The sequence below is a fragment of the Alkalihalobacillus sp. TS-13 genome, assembly GCF_019720915.1.
GTDB lineage: Bacteria > Bacillota > Bacilli > Bacillales > Fictibacillaceae > Pseudalkalibacillus.
In genome coordinates, this window is the sequence record NZ_JAHKSI010000003.1 from 262315 (window position 1) to 286643 (window position 24329).

Annotated in this window: 21 protein-coding genes and 1 other annotated feature; of the genes, 17 read left to right on the plus strand and 4 right to left on the minus strand. The window is 40.9% G+C overall.

Annotated features, from left to right (window positions below):
- Nucleotides 1-76 precede the first annotated feature (76 nt).
- Entirely contained in the window at nt 77-799 is a 723-nt protein-coding gene (locus KOL94_RS20350; RefSeq protein WP_221568500.1) for a YwaF family protein, read from the minus strand.
- Between the two features lie 84 nt (nt 800-883).
- Here KOL94_RS20350 and KOL94_RS20355 point away from each other — a divergent pair, with 84 nt between their 5' ends.
- From KOL94_RS20355 to metG, 6 genes are all read left to right on the plus strand, one after another.
- Nucleotides 884-1336, plus strand: a complete 453-nt coding sequence (locus KOL94_RS20355) for a GNAT family N-acetyltransferase (RefSeq protein WP_221568608.1) — start codon at nt 884-886, stop codon at nt 1334-1336.
- Nucleotides 1337-1349: 13 nt separating this feature from the next.
- Nucleotides 1350-2060, plus strand: coding sequence for a 5-formyltetrahydrofolate cyclo-ligase (locus KOL94_RS20360; RefSeq protein WP_221568501.1), 711 nt, complete (start codon nt 1350-1352; stop codon nt 2058-2060).
- Nucleotides 2061-2312: 252 nt separating this feature from the next.
- Nucleotides 2313-2735, plus strand: coding sequence for a pyridoxamine 5'-phosphate oxidase family protein (locus KOL94_RS20365; protein ID WP_221568502.1), 423 nt, complete (start codon nt 2313-2315; stop codon nt 2733-2735).
- A gap of 190 nt (nt 2736-2925) precedes the next feature.
- Nucleotides 2926-3297 carry a DnaJ family domain-containing protein gene (locus KOL94_RS20370; RefSeq protein ID WP_221568503.1) on the plus strand — a complete coding sequence of 124 codons (372 nt, stop codon included), beginning with the start codon at nt 2926-2928 and terminating at the stop codon, nt 3295-3297.
- A gap of 100 nt (nt 3298-3397) precedes the next feature.
- A complete protein-coding gene (locus KOL94_RS20375; RefSeq protein WP_221568504.1) occupies nt 3398-3646 on the plus strand; it encodes a hypothetical protein in 249 nt (82 codons plus the stop codon).
- 112 nt (nt 3647-3758) lie between these two features.
- Nucleotides 3759-4031, plus strand: a binding site (T-box leader).
- Nucleotides 4032-4141: 110 nt separating this feature from the next.
- On the plus strand, nt 4142-5776 hold the full coding sequence (gene metG / locus KOL94_RS20380) for a methionine--tRNA ligase (protein WP_221568505.1): 1635 nt from the start codon (nt 4142-4144) through the stop codon (nt 5774-5776).
- 111 nt (nt 5777-5887) lie between these two features.
- Here the strand turns inward: metG and KOL94_RS20385 are convergent, their stop codons facing one another.
- Nucleotides 5888-7063, minus strand: a complete 1176-nt coding sequence (locus tag KOL94_RS20385; RefSeq protein WP_221568506.1) for an ROK family transcriptional regulator — start codon at nt 7061-7063, stop codon at nt 5888-5890.
- Between the two features lie 132 nt (nt 7064-7195).
- On the opposite strand from KOL94_RS20385, the gene KOL94_RS20390 reads away from it, so the two are divergent.
- The 5 genes from KOL94_RS20390 to uxaC all read left to right on the plus strand — a co-directional run bounded on the left by KOL94_RS20390 (nt 7196) and on the right by uxaC (nt 13919).
- Nucleotides 7196-8188 carry a TRAP transporter substrate-binding protein gene (locus KOL94_RS20390; protein WP_221568507.1) on the plus strand — a complete coding sequence of 331 codons (993 nt, stop codon included), beginning with the start codon at nt 7196-7198 and terminating at the stop codon, nt 8186-8188.
- 103 nt (nt 8189-8291) lie between these two features.
- A complete protein-coding gene (locus KOL94_RS20395) occupies nt 8292-8780 on the plus strand; it encodes a TRAP transporter small permease (protein WP_221568508.1) in 489 nt (162 codons plus the stop codon).
- Nucleotides 8781-8783: 3 nt separating this feature from the next.
- Nucleotides 8784-10091 carry a TRAP transporter large permease gene (locus KOL94_RS20400; protein ID WP_221568509.1) on the plus strand — a complete coding sequence of 436 codons (1308 nt, stop codon included), beginning with the start codon at nt 8784-8786 and terminating at the stop codon, nt 10089-10091.
- A gap of 14 nt (nt 10092-10105) precedes the next feature.
- Nucleotides 10106-12493, plus strand: coding sequence for a glycoside hydrolase family 31 protein (locus KOL94_RS20405; protein ID WP_221568510.1), 2388 nt, complete (start codon nt 10106-10108; stop codon nt 12491-12493).
- A gap of 22 nt (nt 12494-12515) precedes the next feature.
- Complete coding sequence (uxaC, locus tag KOL94_RS20410; RefSeq protein ID WP_221568511.1) at nt 12516-13919, plus strand: glucuronate isomerase; 1404 nt, start codon at nt 12516-12518, stop codon at nt 13917-13919.
- 176 nt (nt 13920-14095) lie between these two features.
- On the opposite strand, the gene KOL94_RS20415 is transcribed toward uxaC, so the two are convergent.
- The gene (locus KOL94_RS20415) at nt 14096-14440 is read right to left on the minus strand and encodes a hypothetical protein (RefSeq protein ID WP_221568622.1); all 345 of its coding nucleotides are present in this window, start codon (nt 14438-14440) and stop codon (nt 14096-14098) included.
- A 458-nt stretch (nt 14441-14898) separates the two neighbouring features.
- Between KOL94_RS20415 and KOL94_RS20420 the strand changes: the two genes are divergently transcribed.
- From KOL94_RS20420 to KOL94_RS20445, 6 genes are all read left to right on the plus strand, one after another.
- Nucleotides 14899-15675: an alpha/beta fold hydrolase gene (locus KOL94_RS20420; RefSeq protein WP_221568512.1), complete on the plus strand. Its 777-nt coding sequence runs from the start codon at nt 14899-14901 to the stop codon at nt 15673-15675.
- A complete protein-coding gene (locus KOL94_RS20425; protein WP_221568513.1) occupies nt 15668-17257 on the plus strand; it encodes a UDP-N-acetylmuramoyl-tripeptide--D-alanyl-D-alanine ligase in 1590 nt (529 codons plus the stop codon). Before KOL94_RS20420 ends, KOL94_RS20425 begins: the two co-directional genes overlap by 8 nt.
- Nucleotides 17258-17269: 12 nt before the next feature.
- Nucleotides 17270-18484 (plus strand): D-alanine--D-alanine ligase family protein, encoded by a 1215-nt coding sequence (locus KOL94_RS20430; RefSeq protein WP_221568514.1) that lies wholly within the window; start codon nt 17270-17272, stop codon nt 18482-18484.
- Nucleotides 18485-18763: 279 nt separating this feature from the next.
- On the plus strand, nt 18764-19489 hold the full coding sequence (locus KOL94_RS20435) for a M15 family metallopeptidase (protein WP_221568515.1): 726 nt from the start codon (nt 18764-18766) through the stop codon (nt 19487-19489).
- Between the two features lie 436 nt (nt 19490-19925).
- Nucleotides 19926-21992, plus strand: coding sequence for a peptidoglycan D,D-transpeptidase FtsI family protein (locus KOL94_RS20440; RefSeq protein WP_221568516.1), 2067 nt, complete (start codon nt 19926-19928; stop codon nt 21990-21992).
- A 304-nt stretch (nt 21993-22296) separates the two neighbouring features.
- Nucleotides 22297-23604, plus strand: a complete 1308-nt coding sequence (locus KOL94_RS20445) for a lysine N(6)-hydroxylase/L-ornithine N(5)-oxygenase family protein (protein WP_221568517.1) — start codon at nt 22297-22299, stop codon at nt 23602-23604.
- A 180-nt stretch (nt 23605-23784) separates the two neighbouring features.
- On the opposite strand, the gene KOL94_RS20450 is transcribed toward KOL94_RS20445, so the two are convergent.
- Nucleotides 23785-24156, minus strand: coding sequence for a cbb3-type cytochrome c oxidase subunit I (locus KOL94_RS20450; RefSeq protein WP_221568518.1), 372 nt, complete (start codon nt 24154-24156; stop codon nt 23785-23787).
- Nucleotides 24157-24329 lie beyond the last annotated feature (173 nt).

A 24329-nucleotide genomic window follows, 5' to 3' on the forward strand; every position in this document is an offset into this window, starting at 1 on the left:
AATCGGAAAGTCTTGAAAAAGATATTTTTTTACGCACAATATTCGGCGAAATTCGACCGAAACACAAATAAAAACTTCACCTTAAATGCACTGCCTTTTTTGTTAACACAAACGGAAGATAGGTCAACGTAAAGGCGACGATCATCACGATTTCAAGGTTGACGATGTACCAGAGACCTCCCCCAAACCAACTGAGCGGTGTGCTCGTTACCGGTGGACCTTCGAGGAACATGTAATTCGCTCCGATTTTTTTGTTCAGATAAGATATTGGCAGTGCAAGCAAATTGATGAACAGCGCCGCTTTTATAATTGAGAAGAGCTTTGGTCGGTATTTCTCGACGATCAGGTAAAAGAAAACAGCAGCGAGCAGCGTTATGTGGTGAATGAAAAACTGGAAGAACCGGTAATGCGGATGTCCATAGAGTAAATCTGGTGTCAAAACCGCCAAAAAGGGCGGAATCAAGGCGATGAAGTAAACAATCTGAAAGCGTGCTTCACTCGGTTTCAACAAGAGGTAGATGATGGCGAATGAACTGATTGAACATAGCTGAAGCGGGAGATGCCACCTTGGATCCCAGATACCGTGTGCCAGACTCCAGAATTGATAACTGCCCTCTGAAAGAATCAATATCCCTAGAAATCCCCACCGAATTGCCTGTTTCGTAGACTTGTTCCCACGAAGCTCTTTCCGGAACATAAAGATAAGTAGAATTGTAAAAATCATCACACCGATGAAGACAAGATGTGCAGTGGAAAACAGTTGGAAGTCTTGCAACTTATCAGGAGCGAACATGACCATCACCTCACCTCTATAAACCTGGAATGTGTTTGCTATAATATTTCCATAGATTAAAATCGATGTAAACTAATATTTTGAGCGGTGATGCGAATGATTTCAATCAAACTATTAGAACCTTTACGGTTCAATGACGTTGCTGACGTGGTAAATGAAAGCCTGGAGGAAGGATTTAACTTTCTCCGCAGGTTGGTAAACGATTACCAAAATGGACAAAATACATTCCGAATGCTTGGGGAGGCTTTGTTCGGTGTTTTTACGATGGAAAATGAATTGATCGCCATCGGTGGGTTGAACATCGATCCTTTTGCCAATAATCCGAAGGTAGGACGATTACGACGGTTCTATGTATCCAAATCGTATCGTCGCATGGGGCTAGGAAAGCTGCTCGTCAATGAAATCATCGAACATGCAACACTGCATTTTACAGAGCTTGTGTTACATACCGACACCAGTGAAGCAGATGTATTTTATAGAGCAATTGGTTTTGAAAAAGCATCGAGATATCCGAATTCGACGCATTTTATGAAGTTAGAATAAGGAGGGAAAACCAATGAAATCAAAGGATGAAATTCGTGAACGTGTTTGGGAGACCATGACAGAAGAAAAAGTAGGACGATTCCCTTTTCCGTTGAAAGGACGGATTCCAAACTTCAAGGGTGCTGAAAAAGCAGCAGCATTTGTTACCGAGATGGATGATTATAAGAAAGCGAAGGTGATCAAAGTCAACCCAGATTCACCCCAGCTCCCGATTCGAAAGCAGATTTTGATAGACGGAAAGACGTTGCTTGTTCCGACGCCTCGCTTAAAGGATGGATTCATCATGGTAAAACCGGAGTGGGTGCCGGATGGGGAAGAGAAAAAGGCTGCCAGCTTGAGCCATATCCATACATACGGAAAGGTCATCCCTCTGAAAGAGATGCCAACGATCGACTTGATTGTCGTCGGGTCTGTGGCGATACATAAGGACGGGCGTAGACTTGGAAAAGGGGAGGGATACGCTGACAGAGAATATGCAATCATCCGCGAACTTGGAAACCCTGCTGTTCCTGTCGTTACGACGATCCACCAAACCCAGCTTGTGGATGATAATCTGCCGAGGGATGCGTATGATCTGACAGTTGATTACATCGCCACCGAAGAACAATTCATCAAGACGAAAAACGATTACGAAAAGCCGACAGGCATCCTCTGGGATAAAGTGACCGAAGAGGAGAAAGAAGAAATGCCCGTTTTAAAGGAAATCTACAAGTTGACGCACTAACACTCAGCAGGATAATTCTGCTGGGTTTTTATTTGTAGCTGGCCCGTGACTTTTTTACCAATTTCTAAGATTACGCGTCGTTTTTCTGGAATTATCTTATTTTTTCTAGGATTAATAACTCGTCCAAAACAACCAATCAATCGGATGGATTCAAAAATCCTTTCCAAATGGTTAAAACCCTTCGAGCGCTTGTTTAATATCGATCTGAAAATGGAATATTAGTACAAGATGGATATAAAGGAGTGGGATACTTTGGACGAGAAAGATCTTAAAGAGAAAGTGCTGAATGTACTTGACCATAGCAAATTCGGGACGCTTGCCACGGTTAAGAAGAACAAACCGCACTCACGTTATATGACTTTTCACCATGATGGTTTAACGATGTATACACCAACTGACAAGGATACTCATAAGGCTGAAGAAATCGATGAGAATCCGAATGTCCATATTCTCCTCGGATACAATGGGGACGGACTTGGTGATGTATATGTCGAAGTTGAAGGAACGGCGACCATTAAGAAAGATGTGGATTTAAAAGAAAAGCTCTGGACGAAACATATGGACCAGTATTTTGAGGGTCCGGATGATCCGGATTATGTCGTTCTTGAAATAAAACCGATCTTATTCCGTTTGATGAATACAGATGAGAAGTCCCCCCAGGTACTTGAAGTTTAGAGGAAAAAGATGCTGACAACGTTCAGCATCTTTTCATTTTCATTAATCCATGATTAGCGGTGGATTTCATTGTCAGTTTCGTTTCTGTGGTACTCATTTAGCATAACTAAACTCCGTTTCCTCGAAACTTCACTTCCTCGAATTCCTTGCTTCTCATGTATTAATGGTATAATTTCTATGAGGTGATGATATGGATTTTTCAGCTGGCATTGCGGAAGAAAAGATCAAAGCAGCTTTGCAAAAAGGTGAATTCGAGAACTTGCCTGGAAAGGGGAAGCCTCTCCCGAAAGATGATCTTGCTTGCGTATCGGATGAACTCCGTCTCAGCTATAAAATTTTGAAAAACGGTGGATTTGTTCCTCCTGAAGTCCAATTGAAAAAGGAAATGGTCACGCTCGAAGAATTGATCGCCGTTTGCTGTGACGACAAGGAAAGGTCGGATTTGACCGAACGATTGAATGAAAAAATCATTCGTTTCAACAACTTGATGGAAAAACGCAAGATGAGCCAGTCATCAGCTTTCCACTCTTATCAGGACAAAATCTATCGTAAAATGTATTGATAAAAAAGAAATCATCATTTTTCCTATAAAATAAAGGATTTTCGACATCACTAGGGAATAGTACCATTAGTTTGTAATTCTATTGTTGGGTGGTGGCGAGATGAGGCTTGTCAAACACTTAAATGATTTCCAACACATCAAACGGCAAGGCACGGGGTATTTTATTGTATTGGATACGGCATCAACCAAAGTACACTCGGTCCAATGCAACTGGATCAAAGAAGAGAGCTTCGTTCAGAAGGTCATCACGAACAACGAAGCTAATGGCAGCTACTACTGGGTCCAATATTGGAATGCTCAAGAACCGACTTTCAAAGAGACGCCATGTCGAAAATGCATGCTTGAATAATCAAGCCTCCAGACCGGGGGCTTTTTGTTTCTGAATTTGATGCATTCAGCAATAACCGAGAACGTACTTTACAACTGTTCCATATTCTGTAATAATAACGAAAACGATAGGATTACAGGTTTTGATGAGGAAAGTAGATTCGCCCGTTTTTCCATAGAGAGCTTCGGTATGCTGAAAAGAAGCGTTAAACGACGAATTGAAAATGGCCTTTGAACTTCACTTTGAACGTGCGTAGTGCACTAGTAAGGTGTGACGGGAGTTGGCATCCGTTAAAAATGTCAGAGTATAAGAGTGTGTAGTCGATCACTCCGTACTTCATGAGGCTGGTCGTGTGAACGTTCAGTAAAACAAGGTGGTACCACGAGAATCAATCCTCGTCCTTAGACAATTGTCTTCGGGCGGGGATTTTTTATTTTAAGCTCTGTTCGTTTTTATAGTTGATTTCTGCGAAATTCCAAACTGCTTTGTACAGTGAGATTTAACAAAAAGGAGGAAATGAGCATGAACATTTTTATTGGTGGAGCTTGGCCATATGCGAATGGATCACTGCATCTCGGTCACATTGCGAGTCTGCTGCCGGGGGATATACTAGCCCGTTATTACAGGTTGAAAGGGGAGAAAGTGCTTTATGTTTCAGGGAGCGATTGCAATGGTACACCGATAGCCATCCGTGCCAGACAGGAAGGGGTTTCACCAAAAGAAATCACAGACCGCTACCATAAGGAATTCGAAAAGTCATTCCGTGAGCTCGGGTTTTCATATGATCTATACAACCGCACTGATGACCCATTTCACCATCAGGAGGTTCACCATATTTTCAAGTCATTACTGGAAAATGGATACCTCTATAAAAAGAATGTGGAGCAGAGCTATTGTGAAACAGACCGCCAGTTTTTACCTGACCGTTATGTAGAAGGTTTCTGTCCGGTTTGCGGAGAAGCTGCGAGAGGTGATCAGTGTGATCATTGCTCGACGATCTTGGATCCAGCAGATTTGGTGGAGCCGTGGTGTAAATTATGTGGCAACAAACCGATTGTAAAAGAAACGGAGCATTTCTATTTCGCATTGAAAAAATTCCAACAAGAGCTAGACAAGCTTGTACAAAAGGCTGAAAGAGAAGAAGGATGGCGAACGAATGCCAGTCAGCTTACGAAACGCTATTTGTCTGAAGGTCTGATCGATCGTGCGGCTACAAGGGATATTGAGCTTGGTGTGGATGTTCCGCTTGAAGGTTTTAAAGGTAAAAAGATTTATGTATGGATTGAGGCTGTAAGTGGATATTTGACGGCGAGCAAAAAGTGGGCCGAACTTCAGGGGAAAGACTGGAAAACATTTTGGGATGAAGCACCAACAAAGGCCTATTATGTACATGGAAAGGATAATATTCCGTTCCATTCGATCATTTGGCCAGCAATTCTGTCAGGGCTCGGGGGATTGAAACTGCCAGACCATATCATCTCAAGTGAATACCTGACGATCGAAAAGAAGAAGCTGTCGACAAGCCGTAACTGGGCGGTATGGGTGCCTGACCTTTTGAAAGATTATCATCCTGACTCGATTCGTTATTTTCTTACGATCAATGGTCCCGAGCAAAGAGATGCTGATTTTTCATGGCGTGAATTCATCTACAGCCATAATAGTGAACTACTCGGTGCATATGGGAACTTCGTCAACAGGACACTGAAATTCATTGAAAAATCATATGAGGGAATCGTACCTGAGGCATTTCCGGAATCAGCAATCCTTGAAAAAGTGAAACGGACCTACGAAGCAGTCGGAATTCATATTGAAAAAGGAGAATTCAAACGAGGGCTTGAAACGATATTCGAACTCATTCGATCCAGCAACAAGTATTTCGATGAAAAGCAGCCCTGGAAACAGGTGAGCGAGGATCCTTCAGGGTGTGCCGTAACGCTGAACACGTGCACGCAGATCATCGTGAATCTATCCAATCTCTTATCGCCGTTTCTGCCTTTTTCATCTGGTAAGATTCAAGAATTATTAGCTCTTGAAGCATCATCCTGGGAATATGTCGAACTCCAATCGCTCCGCCTAAAAAGGATTGAACCGCTGTTTCAACGAATAGATGTAGAAAGAATAGACGAGGAAAGGCGAAAATTGGGAAGCTAGGCAGACTGGAAATACTGAAAGTCATCCATACTTATCGAATAAGTAGCACCACTTAAATATCCGACACTGTTAGAAGGTGTCGGATATTTGTGTCATTATTATATCTTGGAATTACCGCTGAACTTCAAAGTAATTATACTTTCTTAAATTCAATGTATGAATACTGAAGTAATTTTTAAGTGCAATCATCGAAGCACCAAGGGAGCAAGCTCTTTTACCTAATGTAGATGATACAATTTCATGATAGTTGTTCATACGGGAGATTAAACGATCTTCTAACTGATTGATCAGCTCTGGATTCAGATTAAGAAGTTGACTATTGATGATGATTGTACCTGGATTGAAAATATTAATAATATTATTAAGTCCAATGGCAACATCATCGAAGAATTTCTCTATCAAATATTGATGATTCTTAAACAAAACATCAATATCTAATTCATCGAATTCACTAATTAAAAGTCCTTCATCAATGAGCTGTTGCTTTAAGGCTTTTTCAGAGGCATACTGTTCCCAACATCCTTGATTTCCACATGGACATTGTAGTCCGTTTCCTTCAATGATCATGTGACCTATTTCTCCAGCAAACCCCTGGTAACCCCTATATATTTCATTATCTTTGAGGATTCCAAGCCCAATACCCGAATACATTGTTAAACAAAACAAATCTGTTATCGAGTAGTTGTAAACCTGCTCAGCATATGCACATAAGTTAGCGTTATTGTTTACATAAACAGGAACGTTGAACAGATCTTCCAGTTCTTTCTTAATGTTTACATCGATCCATCGAAGTTTAGGAGTGAAAATCACTTTGTGTTCATTGGCTACAATTCCGTGTACTCCCACTCCGATTCCGACGAGTCCCACAGGTTTATATTGACCTTCACATTTACCAATAATTTCACTCAAAGCTTCAACTATATTTCTAAGAGCTGTAGTGGCATCTTTTTGAGTGGTCTCTATATCGTGTGAAAATAATGGCTTCCCGAGTAGATTCGTCACTTGGATTTGTATAAGGTGTTCATCTAAATCTACTCCAATTGAATAACCTGCTTCCCCATTCATTTGTAATAATATTGGCTTTCGACCTCCACTTGAGATCTCTGAGGGACGTTCTATAACAAGGTTTTCAGTCATCATATCACTGATTTGGGCAGAAACAGTCGATTTATTCAAACCAGTTAATCGTGCTAGTTCGCTCCTTGAGATAGAGCCATGCTCAAAAATTTTCTCGATTAGGATCCTTCGGTTTAAAGCCTTTATATATGTAGCATCCCCTGTAGTCATCACAATCTTCCTTTCAAAAAACACTTGAAATTAATAGCGGTTACATCTATTATAATACTAATAGTTCGTTGGGTAAACAAACAAAGTTTTTTGTAAGCGTAAACATTACAAATATGAAAGGAGATTGTTCACATGAAAAGGGTTAGTGTATGGATAATGTTGCTCTGTCTTGTCATATTTTCTGTAGCTGGTTGTGGAAATGGAGAAGGCGGGGGCGAGTCCCAGGAATTAAAGATGGCTCATAACCTAGGAGAAGACCACCCAGTCCATAAAGCCTTGGAACAGTTTTCAGATAGTGTAGAAAAGAAGACCAATGGTGAGGTCAAAGTAAAAATTTATGCTAATGGAGTCTTAGGCAGCGAGAAGGAAGTTTTGGAGCAAATCCAAAGTGGTGCTATTGACATGACGAAAGTAAGTGCAGGAGCAATGGAAAGCTTTTCTAAAGAATATTCCGTATTTTCATTGCCCTACATTTTTGAGAGTGACTCCCACTATCGTGATGTAATGGAGTCTGATGTAGCCAAAGAAATATACAAGTCAACTTCTGAAAAAGGATTAATGGGATTGACTTATTTGGACTCAGGAGCCAGAAGCTTTTATACAAAAAATACCCCAATCAAATCTCCAGAAGATCTTAAAGGTAAGAAGATTCGAGTAATGGATAGTCCATCAGCAATTAAAATGGTTAAATTACTCGGAGGAACACCTACACCAATGCCTTATAACGAAATTTACACTGCCTTGCAACAAGGTGTTGTAGATGGGGCAGAAAGTAATCCAACGGCACTCACAACTGGTAAACATGGTGAAGTCTCTAAAGTTTTTTCTGAAAACGAACATACAACAATTCCTGATATCGTAGTCATCAGCACGAATACTTGGAATAATCTCTCTGACTCACAAAAAGACGCAATGAAAGAAGCCGGAGAAGAAGCAACTAAGTATCATACTAAACTTTGGGCTCAATCTATTGAAGATGCTAAGTCAGAAGCAAAAGATATGGGTGTTGAATTCTATGAAGTTGATAAAGAACCATTTATTAAAGCTGTTCAGCCAATGCACGAAGAATTTAAAGAAGATAAGGACTTAGCAAAAATCATTGAAGATATAAAGAAATTGAAATAATAAAAAACAATCTGACCAGGAAATGCGGGTCGGAGAACACTGAATTGATGCCGGCCATTACACTTAATACTCTTTTTGAGCAGCCATAGGGAGGATTGTAAGCATGATAGTTAATAAAGTGAAAGTAACACTCGATCGCGTAATTCTTTCTATCACTTTCCTATTTACAATCATTTTATTTCTCGGTGCAATTTGGCAGGTTTTTAGCCGTTACTTGCTAAATATGCCGAGTACGTTTACGGGAGAACTTCTCCGTTTTCTACTAATTTGGACAGCTATTTTGGGTGCTAGCTATGCTTTTGGTTCGAATCAACACTTGGCCATTACATTTTTGAAAAATAAGTTTAAAGGTGTCAATCGCTTATTGATAAGAATCATAAATGACCTTTTTATTTTGATCTTCGCTATTTTAATCATGATCAAAGGCGGGCTAGAAGTAGTCGAGGTCACGATGTTACAGACTACTCCAATATTAAATCTCCCAATGGGGTATGTATATGCGGTTCTACCTATTAGCGGCGTAGTCATCGTTATATATAAGTTGCTGCTGTTGTCTGAATATAAACAAGTGATCAGAAGAGAGGGGGGATGACTTATGGATCCATCTTTACAGGCTGCATTGATTCTTTTTGGTGTATTTTTTGTTTTATTAGCAATCGGTGTACCCATTTCTGTAGGTATCGGTGTTTCATCATTTATTACGGCTCTAACGGTTGTTCCCCTTGATGTTGCTGTTTTTTCTGCCGCTCAGAAGATGGTACAAGGGATTAATAGCTTTGCACTACTAGCTGTAATTTTCTTTATTTTATCAGGGAGCATTATGAATAATGGTGGGATAGCGATACGACTTATCAATCTAGCAAAATTAATTGGTGGCAGGTTGCCCGGTTCTCTTGCTCATACGAACGTAGTCGGCAATATGTTATTCGGTTCGATTTCTGGCTCAGCAGTAGCTGCAGCTGCGGCAATTGGTAAGGTAATGACACCCTTACAAACCAAAGAAGGATATGATCGATCTTATTCCGCAGCTGTTAATATTGCCTCTTCTCCTACGGGGCTATTGATCCCTCCGAGTAGTGTACTGATCCTATATTCTTTAGTGAGTGGAGGTACATCGATTTCTGCCCTCTTTCTTGCTGGTTATTTACCAGGAATTTTAATGGGCTTGTCAATTATGGCGGTAGCGTATTTCATCGCAAAAAAGGAAAACTATCCAGTTGCTGAACGATCGTCATTCTCAGAAGGAACTAAGATAGTTCTTGATGCAATTCCAAGTTTAATGCTTATTGTCATTGTTATTGGAGGAATTGTTGCAGGTATTTTCACTGCAACTGAGGGAGCTGCAGTAGCTGTTCTCTATTCTATTATCCTATCAGCCTTTTATAAACAAATTAAGATGAAACATATCCCGATTATCTTAACTGAAACAATAGTAATGACTGGGATAGTCCTATTACTAGTGGGTGCTTCTTCCATCATGTCATGGGTGATGGCATTCACAGGTATTCCAGTGGCGATAAGCGAGCTGTTGATATCTATTTCAGAAAATCCGATCATTATCCTCCTGCTGATGAATGTCATCTTGTTGATCATTGGAACATTTATGGATCTGACACCAGCTGTTTTGATATTCACGCCAATCTTCTTACCGATTGCTACACAGTTAGGAATGGATCCTGTCCATTTCGGTATCGTTTTAGTTTTTAACTTGTGTATCGGTATAATGACTCCACCAGTAGGCAGTTGTTTATTCGTTGGATGTAGTGTAGCAAATGTATCAATAGAATCTGTACTCAAACCATTATCGAAAATGTTCGTAGCATTGTTTATCGCATTGTTATTGATTACGTATATTCCGTGGTTCAGTTTATTCCTTCCAGAATTATTTGGACTTATGAAATAGGGGTGATTCACAGTATGATTAAGCCAATACGCTTCTCTTTAACTAAAAATCAACATAATAAACTTACTTTCCAATCAGGTGAAGAGCGTATCGATATTTATGTGTTAGAAGAAGAGATATTTAGAGTTTACCAGCCTTTTGATAAGGAGGTCACTCTTGATCGAACATGGATTGTTGCCCCAGGTCAAGAGGACATACCTTATGAAGGTAGAGACCGGTTTGATAAGAGTATGTTTACGCTACCTCCTTATGAAGTAGAGGAACAAGAAGATGAAATATCCATATCAACAAGTAAACTTAAAGCTGTCATCACTCTGACAGGTTTTACAATACAATGGTATTCCAAAAATAAAGATAATTGGGTGAGAATCGCTGGCGATCGTAAGACTCAAAGCTATAATTTTAACAACAACTTAGGAAGTGAAGTCGTTCACTATATGGAGAGAAGTACAAACGATCTCTATTTCGGACTTGGTGAAAAAGGAGGTCTGATGAATCGCAGTAAAAAGCGCTATCAAATGAGGACGATTGATGCAATGGGGTATGATGCTGAATCAACAGATCCATTATACAAGAATATACCTTTTTATCTTGTCCACAATCTATCTCATTCGAATTCTTATGCGATTCTATATGATAACTACTCAGATAGTGTGTTTGATATGGGTGCAGAGCTTGATAATTACCATGGGCTTTATCGGTACTATCAGGCGAAAAAGGGTGACCTTGATTATTATTTCATCCTTGGGCCTACAATCAAGAATGCTGTAGAGCGATATACCTGGCTTACCGGTAGAATGATTATGCCGCCAAAATGGAGCTTGGGTTATTCAGGTTCTACTATGACATATACAGATGCACCTGATGCGCAGGAGCAACTGAAGCGGTTTGTGGATGACTGCAAGCATCACGACATTCCATGTGATTCATTTCAACTTTCCTCAGGTTACACTTCAATCGGTGATAAACGGTATGTTTTCAATTGGAATAAATCGAAAATTCCTGATCCTAATCAGATGAATGATTATTTTCATGAACATTCCATTCAGGTCTGCGCAAATATTAAACCTTGTTTACTTGAAGATCATCCTCAATACGAAGAATTGAAGCGGAAAGGTTATTTCGTAAAAAGGAATAAAGGTAATGACCCTGAGATATCTCAGTTTTGGGATGCATTAGGATCTTATCTCGACTTTACTCAAGAAGGCACCATCCGTTGGTGGAAGGACAATATCAAGGAAATGCTTTTATCCTATGGGATTGATTCAACGTGGAACGATAATAATGAATATGAAATTTGGGATGAAGGCGCGTGGGTTTATGGTTTCGGAAAAAAGATCCCAGTTTCGTATGTAAAACCCATACTTACCTTACTAATGGTGAAAGCTTCATTTGAAGCCCAAAAAGAATTCAATCCGTCAATTCGACCTTACTTGATATCAAGGTCAGGTGTACCAGGAATGCATCGATATGTACAAACTTGGTCGGGAGATAACTTTACTGAGTGGAAAACAATCCGATACAACTTAAAAATGGGTCTTAGCCTTAGTTTATCAGGTATTTATAATTTTGGTCATGATGTGGGTGGTTTTGCCGGGAATGCACCAGAACCGGAGTTGTTCATTCGATGGTTACAAAACGGTATTTTTCATCCGCGGTTCACAATCCATTCTTGGAATGATGATCAAACCGTTAATGTACCCTGGATGTATCCGGAATATATGGACATTATCCGAGGACTGATGAAAGAGCGTGTAAAATGGATTCCTTATCTTTATCACCTCACATACCTAGCACATCAAAACTATCAGCCTATCCTGGTACCTACCTTTTATCATTTTGAAGATGATTCAAAGACTTTTGGAGAAAATGATGAATTTATGGTAGGCGAAGACTTATTGATAGCTAATGTTATGGACAAAGGCATAACAAACCGAAAAGTATATCTTCCATTAAACGAAGACGGATGGTATGACATAAACAGTGGAGATTGGTACGAAGGAGGACAGGAAATTATAGTTGATGCCTCTTTAGAAACGATCCCGATGTTTGCCCAATCTGGGGCAGTATTACCTATTCGAGATGGAGAAATTACTGTTGAAAATAAGCAGGATACTGAACGAGGGCTACTAGTATTTCCTCAAATGAAAAGTGTAAGTGTTAAGAAGAAATTGTATGAAGATGATGGCTACAGTATGGACTATCGTGATGGTGTTTCTTCTTGGTTAATTGTAAAAATGAAAACCACTGAGAAGGTGATCGATATAGAAGTTCATATTGAAGGTGAATACAAACCTCCTTATTCATCTATCACTCTATATTTTCCTAAGACAGAACAAAGAAAGATTCTGATTAATAAGTCAGAAGTTCCGCAACCCAACGAATATCGGGTTCATCTTTAATAGAAGGGAGAGCGAATATAGAATGAAGACATTTATATCAGAGGATTTCCTTTTAACAAACGATTATGCTGTGGAACTTTATCACAACTATGCCAAAAACTTGCCGATTATTGATTATCATAACCACCTCCCAATAGAAGAAATCAATCAGAATAAGTCGTTTAATAACCTAACAGAGATATGGTTAGCGGATGACCATTATAAGTGGCGGTTGTTAAGGGCTGATGGTGTTGATGAGAGATTCATCATGGGAAATTCTACTGTGAAAGAGAAATACATGGCATGGGTGAAAACGGTTCAAAATTCAATCGGCAACCCACTCTACACTTGGACACACATGGAATTGCTCCGATATTTTCAAATTGATGAGTTGTTAAATGAGGATAATGCTGAATCTGTTTGGAATAAAGCGAATGAGATGCTTCAGAATGAAAACATGTCAGTAAGGAATCTATTATTGCAAAGTAAGGTGGAGTATGTCGCGACTACAGATGACCCTACAGATGATCTTTCACATCATAGCGATTTGCAAAATGAGGACTTCGCTGTAAAGGTCGCCCCTACTTTCCGACCTGATCAAGCATTGAATGTCGATACTGAAGGATTCATTACATGGTTGACTAAACTAGGTGCGACAGTTGGAAAAGAAATAGAAGATTACTCAACATTTCTAAGTGCCTTATCAGATCGCGTTGATCACTTTCACGAACATGGCTGTAAAGCCTCTGATCATGGGATCAACCTGATGTATTATGAGCGTGCGTCTGATAAGGAATTAGAACTGATCTTTAAGAAACGGCTGAACAGACAATTCCTTACAGAGAAGGAAATACGACAGTTTAAAACTGAAACCCTCTATTATCTAGGTACTCTTTATCATAAAAAAAATTGGGCGATGCAGTTACATCTAGGACCACTTCGCAATAATAATTCAAAGATGTTCGATTTGTTAGGTAGAGACAGTGGATTTGATTCAATGAACGATCAATTGTTAGCAGAACCTCTCTCAAAGTTCTTAGATAGTCTTGAAGTGAATCGAGCTCTTCCAAAGACAATTTTATATTGTTTGAATCCGAAGGATAATTACATCTTAGCCACGATGGCGGGGAATTTTCAGGATGGTAGTATCCCTGGAAAAATTCAATTTGGTCCGGCGTGGTGGTTTAATGACCATATACATGGTATAGAAGAACAAATGCAAATCTTATCAAATGTAGGTTTACTCAAGCATTTCATAGGAATGCTGACAGATTCTCGTTCTTTCCTCTCATTCTCCAGGCATGAATATTTCAGAAGGATACTTTGCAATATGCTTGGCGAGTGGATGCATAAAGGTTGGATTCCTGATGATAAAGAGTTGCTAGGAAGCTATGTAATGGATATTTCCTACCATAACGCTAAACGTTATTTTGAAATTCAAACGTGAAGGAAAATGAGCACGGTTGAACGTTCAACCAGCACATTAAAGGAGGGTTATGTACAGTGAGATGAGTTTTCGTTGCTTTCTTCAATCGGGACGGTACGATAATCCTGTCTAGCTCAGCGACCATTCACTTGGATCACTTCAAACTTCCTGCGGCGGCAACACATTGATTGACATCCTTATGAGTTAGCCCACGCAGAACCAAGTCTTCGCTTGGTTCGAGCCTCCTCGTTAGGCCTCCAGTGACCTGTGTGACTAAACGGGTCGCTTCCACTTTTCTTGTGCTCGCGGAAAGGAAGTGAACTTCGCACAACCCTTAGATATACAAAAAGGCCGTTATCATGATCGTAGTTCCGGTCAGATAATCGGCCTTTATGCTTCTGCTGATTCAGTTTTTCTTTTTTCGTTTTCGTCTTACGGCTTCTCAAGTCCATCAATGCAAAATCGCTGCGGTTCCATTCTGGATTCCGTCTGCCTTCGCGCTCCATCTTCCTGCGCTTTTTCCAGGCATTGCTTTTACTCATTGAAAATCACTCCTTCATTCAGATCCCCTTTATTATATCAAACCCTTATAAAATGTTTCCATTACCTTCACTTAAGGTGAAACATACCTAAATGAAACTCCCGTATCGAACAGTATAGAATGAATTGGGATTGTTTTTTAAAAGGCTGTTTTCTAATAGTTTGTTGCTTTGAACACTTATAATTTGATATAGAGGTCAGTAACGCGGAAAGCGAGTATATTTCCACACCATTACATGGAATTATGAAAAACATCAGCCTTTACTAAAAGAGCAATTTAAAACAGATTACAAGAATTTTGGTTTTGATTCCCACCTTTTAGGATATTGTAATATATTGTGATCAGGCGAAAAATCGCTGATTGGAATGTCATCGAAAGCACAAGGTGTGATAATATAAATAAGATGACGTAAATAAAATTAATTGATATATAAATTAGTTATAAGGAGCGTTTTCATCAATGAAAATAGATATTGGGGGCGTAAGTGTCAATTACCGTGTGTCAGGTGAAGGGCGGAACATCCTTTTACTGCATGGTTGGGGAACGAGCCTGAAGAGTTTTGAGCCTGTCCATAATTTTTTAGAAAAGAATTTCAAAGTTTATTCCATTGATTTTCCCGGTTTTGGGGAGAGTCAGGAGCCGCCAGAGGCATGGGATGTAGAAGCATACACCGACATGCTTACACAATTCATAAACGATTTGAACATAGAAGATCCAATTCTTGTTGGACATTCTTTTGGTGGAAGAGTGTCCATTCGTTATGCTGCGCACAATAAAGTCCATAAAATCATTTTAGTAGATAGTGCCGGTGTAAAGCCGAAGCGTAAATTCAGCTATTATTACAAAGTCTATACGTATAAGTTCTTCAAAAATCTTCTGAACCTGCCAGTTCTTCGAAACTATAAAGATGAAATCTTGACTAAGGTGAAGGGGAAACTGGGATCAGCTGATTATAAAAATGCATCAGGCGTCATGCAGCAGACGATGGTAAAAGTCGTTAATGAAGACCTGCAGCGGTTCATGCCTGAAATCAAGGCACCGACGCTCTTAGTCTGGGGAGAAAACGATACTGCTACCCCGGTTGAAGATGCGAAGATCATGGAGAAGGCGATTCCTGATGCCGGTTTGGTCGTCCTTAAAGGTGTAGGACACTATTCATACTTGGAAAAACTAAACGAATTTCTTGTAATTATCGATAACTACCTTGAAAAGGATAAGGAGTGGAAAGATGCTTAGTTTCTTGTTTTTATTCGGGGTTGTCTTCTGGGGCCTTTATACATGGTCCAGACTCCGCAAGGCAATCCATATGCTGCAGCAAAATGGATATCGTAATGAGCGATTCCAGAAATGGATTAAAGAAAACCGGAAGAAAGTGTTCCGGAAGCGTGACTTCATTCCGTTGTTGACGGTTCTGATTGCATTTGTCGATTTTCTAGATAATGTAGCGATCCTCTTATTTATCGGCCTTTATTTGATTCTATATTTAGTAAGAGAGACTGGAAAAGAAAAGAAGAAGCTTGTCGTGACAGCGCGAGTCAAGCGTTTGATGGCAACTGTCGGCATATTAGTCGTTGTAGTGGCGGGACTCAGCTTCTATTTCGAATTGGTTAACCAAGCGGCTTTGGTACCATTATTGCTTACGTATGTAGTCTTGAACATCCTGAGCTATTACGTCGTGATGGCGGGTAATACGATCAACTTACCGATTGAAAAAAGTATAGCCCAGGGGTATGCAAACGATGCAAAGCGTATCATCAAGCAATCTAAAGATCTTGAAGTAATCGGTATCACAGGAAGCTATGGAAAAACGAGTGTAAAGCATATCCTGAATACGATTCTTTCATCGCATTCCAACGTATTGATGACACCGGAAAGCTACAATACGCCGATGGGTGTCACCATCACAATCCGTACGATGCTCAGACCTTTCCATAAATATTTCATTGCGGAAATGGGAGCGAAACAGGAGTATGATATCAAGGATGTTTGTGACATTGCTCAACAAAAATACGGAATCATCACAGCAATCGGTGAACAGCACTTAGAAACTTTCGGATCCCTTGATACAATCAAGAAGACGAAGTTCGAGCTTGTCGATAGCCTGCCTGATGATGGAATCGCATTTTTAAATAAGGATGACGAGAATTCCATGTGGAGGGCACCGAAAAGCAATGCCCGTGTCGTCTATTATGGGATTCATGCTGATGATTTAGATTATCGAGCAGAAAACATCACGTTTACTTCCAAAGGAACGTCCTTCACTGTGGTGAAAAAGGACGGCACGACCATCAATATCCAAACGAAGCTGCTTGGTCAGCATAACGTCTATAATATCCTATCCGCAGTCGCTGCTGCATCCGAGCTTGGTGTACCAGCGAAGAAGATTGAAGTTGCATCGAAAAAAATTGCACCGGTGCCACACCGAATGGAGATCAAGAAGCACTCATCCAATATTACGATCATTGATGATGCCTTCAACTCGAACCCAGTCGGCTCGAAAATGGCGCTCGATGTATTGGGTCAGATGGATGGATATAAAGTGTTGATTACACCAGGAATGATCGAGCTTGGTCCAGAAGAGTATAACTTGAACAAGAAACTCGGTCAGCATGCAGCAAAAGTGTGTGATTACGTGATCCTGGTCGGTAAGAAACAAACGATTCCGTTGCAAGACGGGTTGAAAGAAGAACAATACCCAGAAGAACAAACGTATATTGCACGTAATCTGGATGAAGCGATCATGAAAATGAACGAAATCACAAAAGAGAAAACGGTAGTTCTGATTGAAAACGACCTTCCAGATACATTTAACGAATAGGGGTTGGATTGAATGAAAATCAAAGTGGGCGTCTTTTTTGGCGGCGTATCAGTAGAACATGAGGTATCGGTGATCTCAGCGCTGCAAGCGATCAACGCGATGGATCGTGACCGTTATGAACCGATACCGATCTATATCAGCAAAAATAAGAACTGGTATACTGGCGAAGCGCTTTTAGAAATTGAAAATTACAAAAATCTGAGTGAACTATTGAAGCAATGCGAGAGGATCACGATCACGACGAATGAGCAAGGCCGTCCTGTCATCAACAAACACACAACAGGCATGTTCAGTAAAAAACTCATCTCAGAGATCGATGTTGCTTTCCCTGTCATCCACGGTACGTTTGGGGAAGACGGGATTTTACAAGGATTCTTCGAGCTTCATGGGATTCCTTATGTTGGATGTGATGTGTTCTCCTCTGCAGTCGGCATGGATAAAGTGATGATGAAGCAGATTTTACGTGATTCAGGTCTGCCGATTCTGGACTATGTATGGTTCTATTCATCCAAATGGATGAACGACCAGGAGGCACTTGTCGCTAAAATCGAAGGTGAACTGAGCTATCCAGTCATCGTAAAACCTGCAAACCTCGGTTCCAGTGTCGGAATAAGCAAAGCGACCAATCGTGAAGAGCTTGAAGAAGCTGTTGAACTTGCAATGGAATTCGCAACAAAGATCGTCGTCGAGAAAATGGTGACGAGCTTGCAAGAGGTCAACTGCTCCGTTTTAGGTGATTATGAAGAAGCCGAAAGCTCAGTCTGCGAAGAAGTATTAAGCAGTACAGATATCCTTACCTATCAAGATAAATATCAAAGTGGAGGCGGTTCTTCAAAAGGCGGTAGCGCTTCTAAAGGGATGGAAAGCACGAACCGGAAAATCCCTGCAGAGCTCTTAGAAGAAAAGACAGCCGAGGTGCAAACACTTGCGAAGGAGACCTTCCAGACACTAGGCTGCTCTGGTGTTTCTCGTATTGACTTTTTAATCGATAAGACGACTGAAAATGTGTATGTAAATGAAATCAACACGATTCCAGGATCTCTATCATTCTATCTTTGGGAACCTACAGGGAAATCGTTCAAGGAATTGACGAGTGATATGATCCAGCTGGCGCTTAAGAGAGAACGCGAGCGTGAGTCCCTGACATTCTCTGTCGACTCGAACCTTTTTGCACTCCATAGCGGAGGAAAAGGCGGATCCAAAAGTAAGCTAGGATCGAATCAATAAGCACTTGTATGAAAACCCGGCACTATGCCGGGTTTTTTGCTGCACTTATAAGTTTTAAAGCAGGAAGTTGGAAAGGTTTAACCGAAATAAGTAATATCGTGATTTATGGCCTGATTTTTGCTTGGTTGGCAGGTTCAGGTTTTGGTTTTGTATGACTAGGGCAGAAGAATGATAGACCAACAAAAACTTACATCTGAAACGAATACTTTACTAAACTTTAAAAAATTTACAGCATGATTTACATAAGCAAGTAGTCCGTAAGAATGGAGGCTTTTCTCAATGAATCGAAACGACTATCCCGTACCACATGTTCAGCCGCTGGAGGATTGGAAGCAGGTACCGATCAGAGAAAACAAGGAAGAGCTCATCTCTTTGAAGAATGTAGATTCTGAATTGCTGGTAGTTGTACCTCAATATCACGAAATGGGTCTTCCAGGTGCATTGAACGACTGTTATGTTCGGCGTGAGGTAGCGATCAAACTGGTGGATGCGGCTAGAAATCTGCCAAATGGTCATAAACTGATGATTTGGGATGGGTGGAGACCGTTCGCCGTGCAAAAGCAACTCTATGATTCCTATCTGATGAAGCTTTCGCAGGAACATCCGGAATGGTCGGAGGAAAGACTTCGTGAAGGGACCCGTCAATTTGTATCCTATCCTTCAGAAAGTGAAGCGGCACCTGCACCGCATATTACTGGCGGCGCAGTGGATGTGACGGTCGTTGATGGAAATGGTGATCCACTTCCGATGGGGACAGAGTTCGATGATTTTAACGAACAAGCCTGGACACATTATTATGATGAAAAGAAAGCAGATGGTGAAAAACTGAGTGAGGAAGAGGAAACCTTTCTTAAAAATCGCAAGTTATTGAACCATGTGATGACCTCTTCAGGATTCACAAACTATCCTGCTGAATGGTGGCATTTCGACTACGGCAACCAATGGTGGGCAAAACGAAGCGAAGAGCCAGCAGCCAAATACGGACTCGTACATCTCGAAGTTTGATAAAGTGACCTATCGCATGTGCTGCGATAGGTTTTTCTTATACTAGATCGGGTTCGAAAACGGGTCTAATTGGGACAGCACAAGAGGAAAAAGCAGCGAACCTGTTCGGATCCGGGCATTATTCGGACAGCACCTTCCGGATGTCATCATAAAAGTGGAGATTGACCGCTGAGTTTTACCAAGAGTTCGAGTCGTTTTCGTCTGGGATGAAAAAGCACAAATGATCAAACCTCAAGTTAAGAAGAAGCAGGAAATTCTTGAATACTGAAGAGTTGAAACTGTCTCTGAAAAGAGGCAGTTTTTTGTCTAGTACTAAAGTATTCTTTTTCGTTTTTTGACATGTGTTTGTAAAAAATAATACAAAAATGCAACATTTACCATGCATTAGCGTCTATAATAGTACTAGAATATCGTGTTAAAAAAGGGGAGTGACGGGATGGATAACGAAAATAAAAAGAAGAAGAAAAAATTCCTCCCAGCAAGGCTCAATCTGCTTTTTATGGTTGTGTTTATTTTATTTACAATATTGATCATAAGGTTAGGGTTCGTCCAAATTGTAAACGGGGAATACTTTAAGACGCAGTCCGAAATGACAACGAATATAGAAGCCTCTGTGCAGACAGAGCGTGGGAAAATGTTTGACCGGCACGGAGAACTTGTGGTCACAAATATACCGTCATTCGCATTGACATATATACGCATTCAGGGAACGTCAGCGGAAGAGCATTTGAAATATGCTGAGAAAATTGCTTCATTGGTTAAAATGCCCACTGGGAAAATCACTAAGCGAGACTGGCAGGATTATTGGGTTCTTAAGCAAGGAAAAACACCAGCAGGAGCATTCAAAGCATATGAAATGAAACTGACAGAAGAAGAATTGAATTCAAAAGAAATTGAGGATAGTGAGAAATATAAATTAGTCCTCGATCGGATTACGGAAGAGGACCTTAAACCTTTAAAAGAGGATGAAGAGCAAGAACAAATCCTCGCCGTCAAACGGGAACTGGACAGGGCAACTAACCTTGATGTCACGTTTGTGAAAACGGGTTTGACTGAAAAGGAAATGGCCGTAATCGGGGAGCACCTTGGAGAACTTGAAGGACGCTTCGGAATTGCATCTACTGCAACACGTGCTTACCCTCGAGGTGAGGAATTTTTCTTTGGGAGTATCAAGTCGATCCCAGCCGACCGAGTCGATCATTATCTGTTAAAAGGATACGCAAGGAACAATTTAGTGGGTACGAGTTACCTTGAAACGCAATATGAAGGTCTATTAAAAGGGAAAGATAAGACCTATACATTCACGACCACGAAAGACGGAAAGCCCATCGGAGCTCCTGAAATTACAACAGGGACACGCGGACATGACCTCGTTTTGTCGGTTGATATGAATCTACAAAATAAAATCGGAAAAATTTTAGAAGAAAAGATTTCACTTGCGCGTGGCAGAGGCGATGGTCCAGTAAACAGTGCTTATGTAGTCATGATGGACCCGAACACTGGAGAAGTCCTCGCTATGGTAGGTAGAGAATATGAGAACGGAAAGTTTACGGATGACTCCTATGCCACACTGCAAAAAGCTTTTGAAATGGGATCGACCGTTAAAGGAGCCACTGTACTCGCGATGCACCAAATGGGAGGGGCACCTGTCATTAATGATAAGCCGGTTCATTTGCAAGGTAGAAAACCTTTCAGTTCATATGGAAATAATAATATTAGCGTTGTTAATGATAAACAGGCGTTAGAACAGTCCTCCAACGTATACATGGGTGTTGGCATCGGCAGATATGCAGGGTTCGGGATTTCCGATATTGGCGGATATTACAGGGCAAGTGTAAATAAACGTCCCAAGTATTATGAGACGTTTCAAAAATTACGAGACGTTTATAGTTCAGTGGGTATGGGAGTAAAGACCGGCATCGACCTACCTGAAGAAGCACTTGGTTATGAAGGTAATATAGAAACTACTGAAGCTGGTAATTTGTTCAACTATACAATTGGGCAGTTTGATACGTACACACCAATACAAATGGCACAGTACGCATCAACTATTGCCAACGGAGGGCATCGAGTTCAGCCACATCTATTGAAAGAAGTTCGTTATTCAACAGGAACAGAAGAACTTGGACCACTCGTATCCAAGTTTAAAACGAAAGTCATTAACACTATCGACAACACTGAAGAAGAAATCAACCGAGTCAAAGAAGGATTTTACATGGTTACGCATGGCTCAAGAGGAACTGCACGAGAGTTGAAAAATACGATGATATCTGGTAAGACAGGGACTGCGCAGAGAATAGTTGGACCTGGTGCTTACAACCTGACGTTTATCGGATATGCACCTTACGATAATCCAGAAGTCGCCTTTTCTGTTGTTGTCCCAAATCTCAACAGTGGTCACGTGAATGTTGAGATTGCAGGTGAGGTTGTAAAAGCCTACAATGAAGGTTACACACCTGAAGATACGGAAGCTGAAGATGCAGAAGAAACAAATGGAGAATAAATGGTATGATCGACATCCGGGAGGATGTCGATCTTTTTTTGTTTAAGAGAAGTTCATTAAGTGAAAATATAGAAAAAAGACTGGAATTTTTCTTGTTAAACACACTAACAATAGCATCGACAGGATTTGCGATTCGCCAATCAAACGTTTGTTTAAAGCTGGAAACCAATTCGACAAACATTACATTCCTCAATCAAATGTTTGATTAAATGAATGTTTCAGCTCTCCAACAAGGATATTGGATTCAATCAAACGCTTGTTCAACAACAGTTATTGTATTAGTCAAAGCAAAGGACGTGGCGAGATGAATAATAAAAAAGTTTACGACATGATTGGAATTGGGATCGGACCATTTAACTTGGGGTTGGCCGCCTTGATCGATCCAATTGATGAACTCGATGCCCTGTTTTTCGATCAAACATCGAAGTTCGAGTGGCATCCGGGGATGTTGCTAGAGGGTTCTGACCTCCAGGTTCCCTTCCTCGCAGACCTAGTCACGCTGGCAGATCCGAAAAGCCCCTATACCTTTTTGAATTATCTTCATGAGAAGGACCGGCTTTTTAAATTCTACTTTTTCAACCGGTTTGATATCCCGAGGCGTGAATATAGTGATTACGCAGCATGGGTCGCATCGAATCTGGAACGTTGTTTGTTCAAAAAAAGAGTCGTTGGAGTCGAGTACATAAAGGACGATCAGCTTTATGAAGTCCATGTCAATGATACCGAAACTCAGGCGATCGAGAAGTTCCATGCCCGGCATATCGTCATGGGCACGGGAAGTGTTCCGATGGTGCCGATGGATGCAGATGGATGCTCTTCTGAAGATGTCTTTCATTCAAGTCAATACCGCTTTTACGAGGATAAGGCGAAGGATTCAGGATCAGTTACTGTCATCGGTTCGGGGCAAAGTGCTGCAGAAGTATTTTACGAACTGTTACTTGATCAGGATAAAAAAGGCTATGAACTGACCTGGTATACGCGATCGGCAGGGTTCATGCAGCTGGAGTCGGCAAAACTTGGGCAGGAGGTCTTTTCCCCTGACTATATTGCTTACTTCCACCAATTACCTTTTGAGGATCGGAAGGATGCCCTTTCAACTCTCGGTCAGCTCCGGAAAGGAATCGATCCGGAAACACTGAAGCAAATTTACGATCTTCTTTATCATCGTTCAGTCGATGAAAATGCGAAGAAGGTCACTATACAGCCGTTGACAGAAGTGACGAAAATCGAGCCTGCGAACGAGGGAGCGGGTTATCAGCTATCCTGTCATCATTGGCAAAAGGATGAATCGTTTACACACCTGTCTGAAATAGTTGTCCTCGCGACAGGATACAAGCCGCACATACCTGAGTGGTTCGAAAAATTCAGTGATGAAATCGAGTGGGAGGATGAAAAACGCTATAAGGTGACCTTCGATTATCGCTTACAGTTCAACGATGATCGTCCGAATCATATTTTTACATTGACGAATCTAGAGCATTCCCATGGTGCAGGAGCGACCAACCTTGGCTTGTCAGTGTACCGAAATCAGAAGATCATTAATAAGGTTGCGGGCAAGGAACTTTATAAAGTTTCCCATGACACCGTCTTTCAACAGTTTGAATCGAAATAAAGGAGGTGCTCCAAACTGGCGGCACCTCTTTCATCGGAAAATTCTGTTCATACGGCCCCAATTGTACTGTTTACGGCAAAAAGAGGAATCTATCGGCCAAACGACTGCATTCGACATTCCTCCGTCAAAAAGCGCAACGAACCAGTGATCGATACGTTACTAATTCTAGCTGAAATTTCCTCAACCTTCTGCATTTACATTTTTCAAGATATTGATCACGAACAGCAGGATGCTGATGACGGTTATGGTTGCACCAACACCGATAACGGGTTCGAATTGCTCATGTCCATAAACGAAAAGGGTAAGGCCAGCCATCATAACCGGCAGTCCGATATTGTGACCCCAGAAATGGATTTTAGCAAGCCGTGTTTCTGCGGCTTTAGGAAAAAGATGATAGATAATACCCGCCAGTGTAAGTGCCGTCCATCCGAGCAAGTTGATGTGTGCATGAACTGGGGTTAAACTGAACGCATGCTCCATCGAAATGTACATTCCGATCAGCACACCAAGCCCGAAGTAAACCGCTGAGATTTTGATCAATTTAATACTCATATGATTCCACCTTCCTAACAAAATTTTCCTAACAGTAATGTATACGAGTCACCCATGATGTTTAGCACTTTAGGAGAGGGGCGAATGTCTTAGCGAATCGAAATATCAATGTTTAGAGCTTTGAAATAAAGGGATACTTTAAAGGTGAACGTTGCAAATGAAGGAGGTTTTAT

Excerpts from the sequence above, each read along its gene's own strand:
- KOL94_RS20350 (WP_221568500.1), bottom strand. The coding sequence starts at position 799 with ATGGTCATGTTCGCTCCTGATAAGTTGCAAGACTTCCAACTGTTTTCC.
- KOL94_RS20355 (WP_221568608.1), top strand. The coding sequence starts at position 884 with ATGCGAATGATTTCAATCAAACTATTAGAACCTTTACGGTTCAATGAC.
- KOL94_RS20360 (WP_221568501.1), top strand. The coding sequence starts at position 1,350 with ATGAAATCAAAGGATGAAATTCGTGAACGTGTTTGGGAGACCATGACA.
- KOL94_RS20370 (WP_221568503.1), top strand. The coding sequence starts at position 2,926 with ATGGATTTTTCAGCTGGCATTGCGGAAGAAAAGATCAAAGCAGCTTTG.
- KOL94_RS20375 (WP_221568504.1), top strand. The coding sequence starts at position 3,398 with ATGAGGCTTGTCAAACACTTAAATGATTTCCAACACATCAAACGGCAA.
- metG (WP_221568505.1), top strand. The coding sequence starts at position 4,142 with ATGAGCATGAACATTTTTATTGGTGGAGCTTGGCCATATGCGAATGGA.
- KOL94_RS20385 (WP_221568506.1), bottom strand. The coding sequence starts at position 7,063 with ATGACTACAGGGGATGCTACATATATAAAGGCTTTAAACCGAAGGATC.
- KOL94_RS20390 (WP_221568507.1), top strand. The coding sequence starts at position 7,196 with ATGAAAAGGGTTAGTGTATGGATAATGTTGCTCTGTCTTGTCATATTT.
- KOL94_RS20395 (WP_221568508.1), top strand. The coding sequence starts at position 8,292 with ATGATAGTTAATAAAGTGAAAGTAACACTCGATCGCGTAATTCTTTCT.
- KOL94_RS20400 (WP_221568509.1), top strand. The coding sequence starts at position 8,784 with ATGGATCCATCTTTACAGGCTGCATTGATTCTTTTTGGTGTATTTTTT.
- KOL94_RS20405 (WP_221568510.1), top strand. The coding sequence starts at position 10,106 with ATGATTAAGCCAATACGCTTCTCTTTAACTAAAAATCAACATAATAAA.
- uxaC (WP_221568511.1), top strand. The coding sequence starts at position 12,516 with ATGAAGACATTTATATCAGAGGATTTCCTTTTAACAAACGATTATGCT.
- KOL94_RS20415 (WP_221568622.1), bottom strand. The coding sequence starts at position 14,440 with ATGAGTAAAAGCAATGCCTGGAAAAAGCGCAGGAAGATGGAGCGCGAA.
- KOL94_RS20420 (WP_221568512.1), top strand. The coding sequence starts at position 14,899 with ATGAAAATAGATATTGGGGGCGTAAGTGTCAATTACCGTGTGTCAGGT.
- KOL94_RS20425 (WP_221568513.1), top strand. The coding sequence starts at position 15,668 with ATGCTTAGTTTCTTGTTTTTATTCGGGGTTGTCTTCTGGGGCCTTTAT.
- KOL94_RS20430 (WP_221568514.1), top strand. The coding sequence starts at position 17,270 with ATGAAAATCAAAGTGGGCGTCTTTTTTGGCGGCGTATCAGTAGAACAT.
- KOL94_RS20435 (WP_221568515.1), top strand. The coding sequence starts at position 18,764 with ATGAATCGAAACGACTATCCCGTACCACATGTTCAGCCGCTGGAGGAT.
- KOL94_RS20440 (WP_221568516.1), top strand. The coding sequence starts at position 19,926 with ATGGATAACGAAAATAAAAAGAAGAAGAAAAAATTCCTCCCAGCAAGG.
- KOL94_RS20445 (WP_221568517.1), top strand. The coding sequence starts at position 22,297 with ATGAATAATAAAAAAGTTTACGACATGATTGGAATTGGGATCGGACCA.
- KOL94_RS20450 (WP_221568518.1), bottom strand. The coding sequence starts at position 24,156 with ATGAGTATTAAATTGATCAAAATCTCAGCGGTTTACTTCGGGCTTGGT.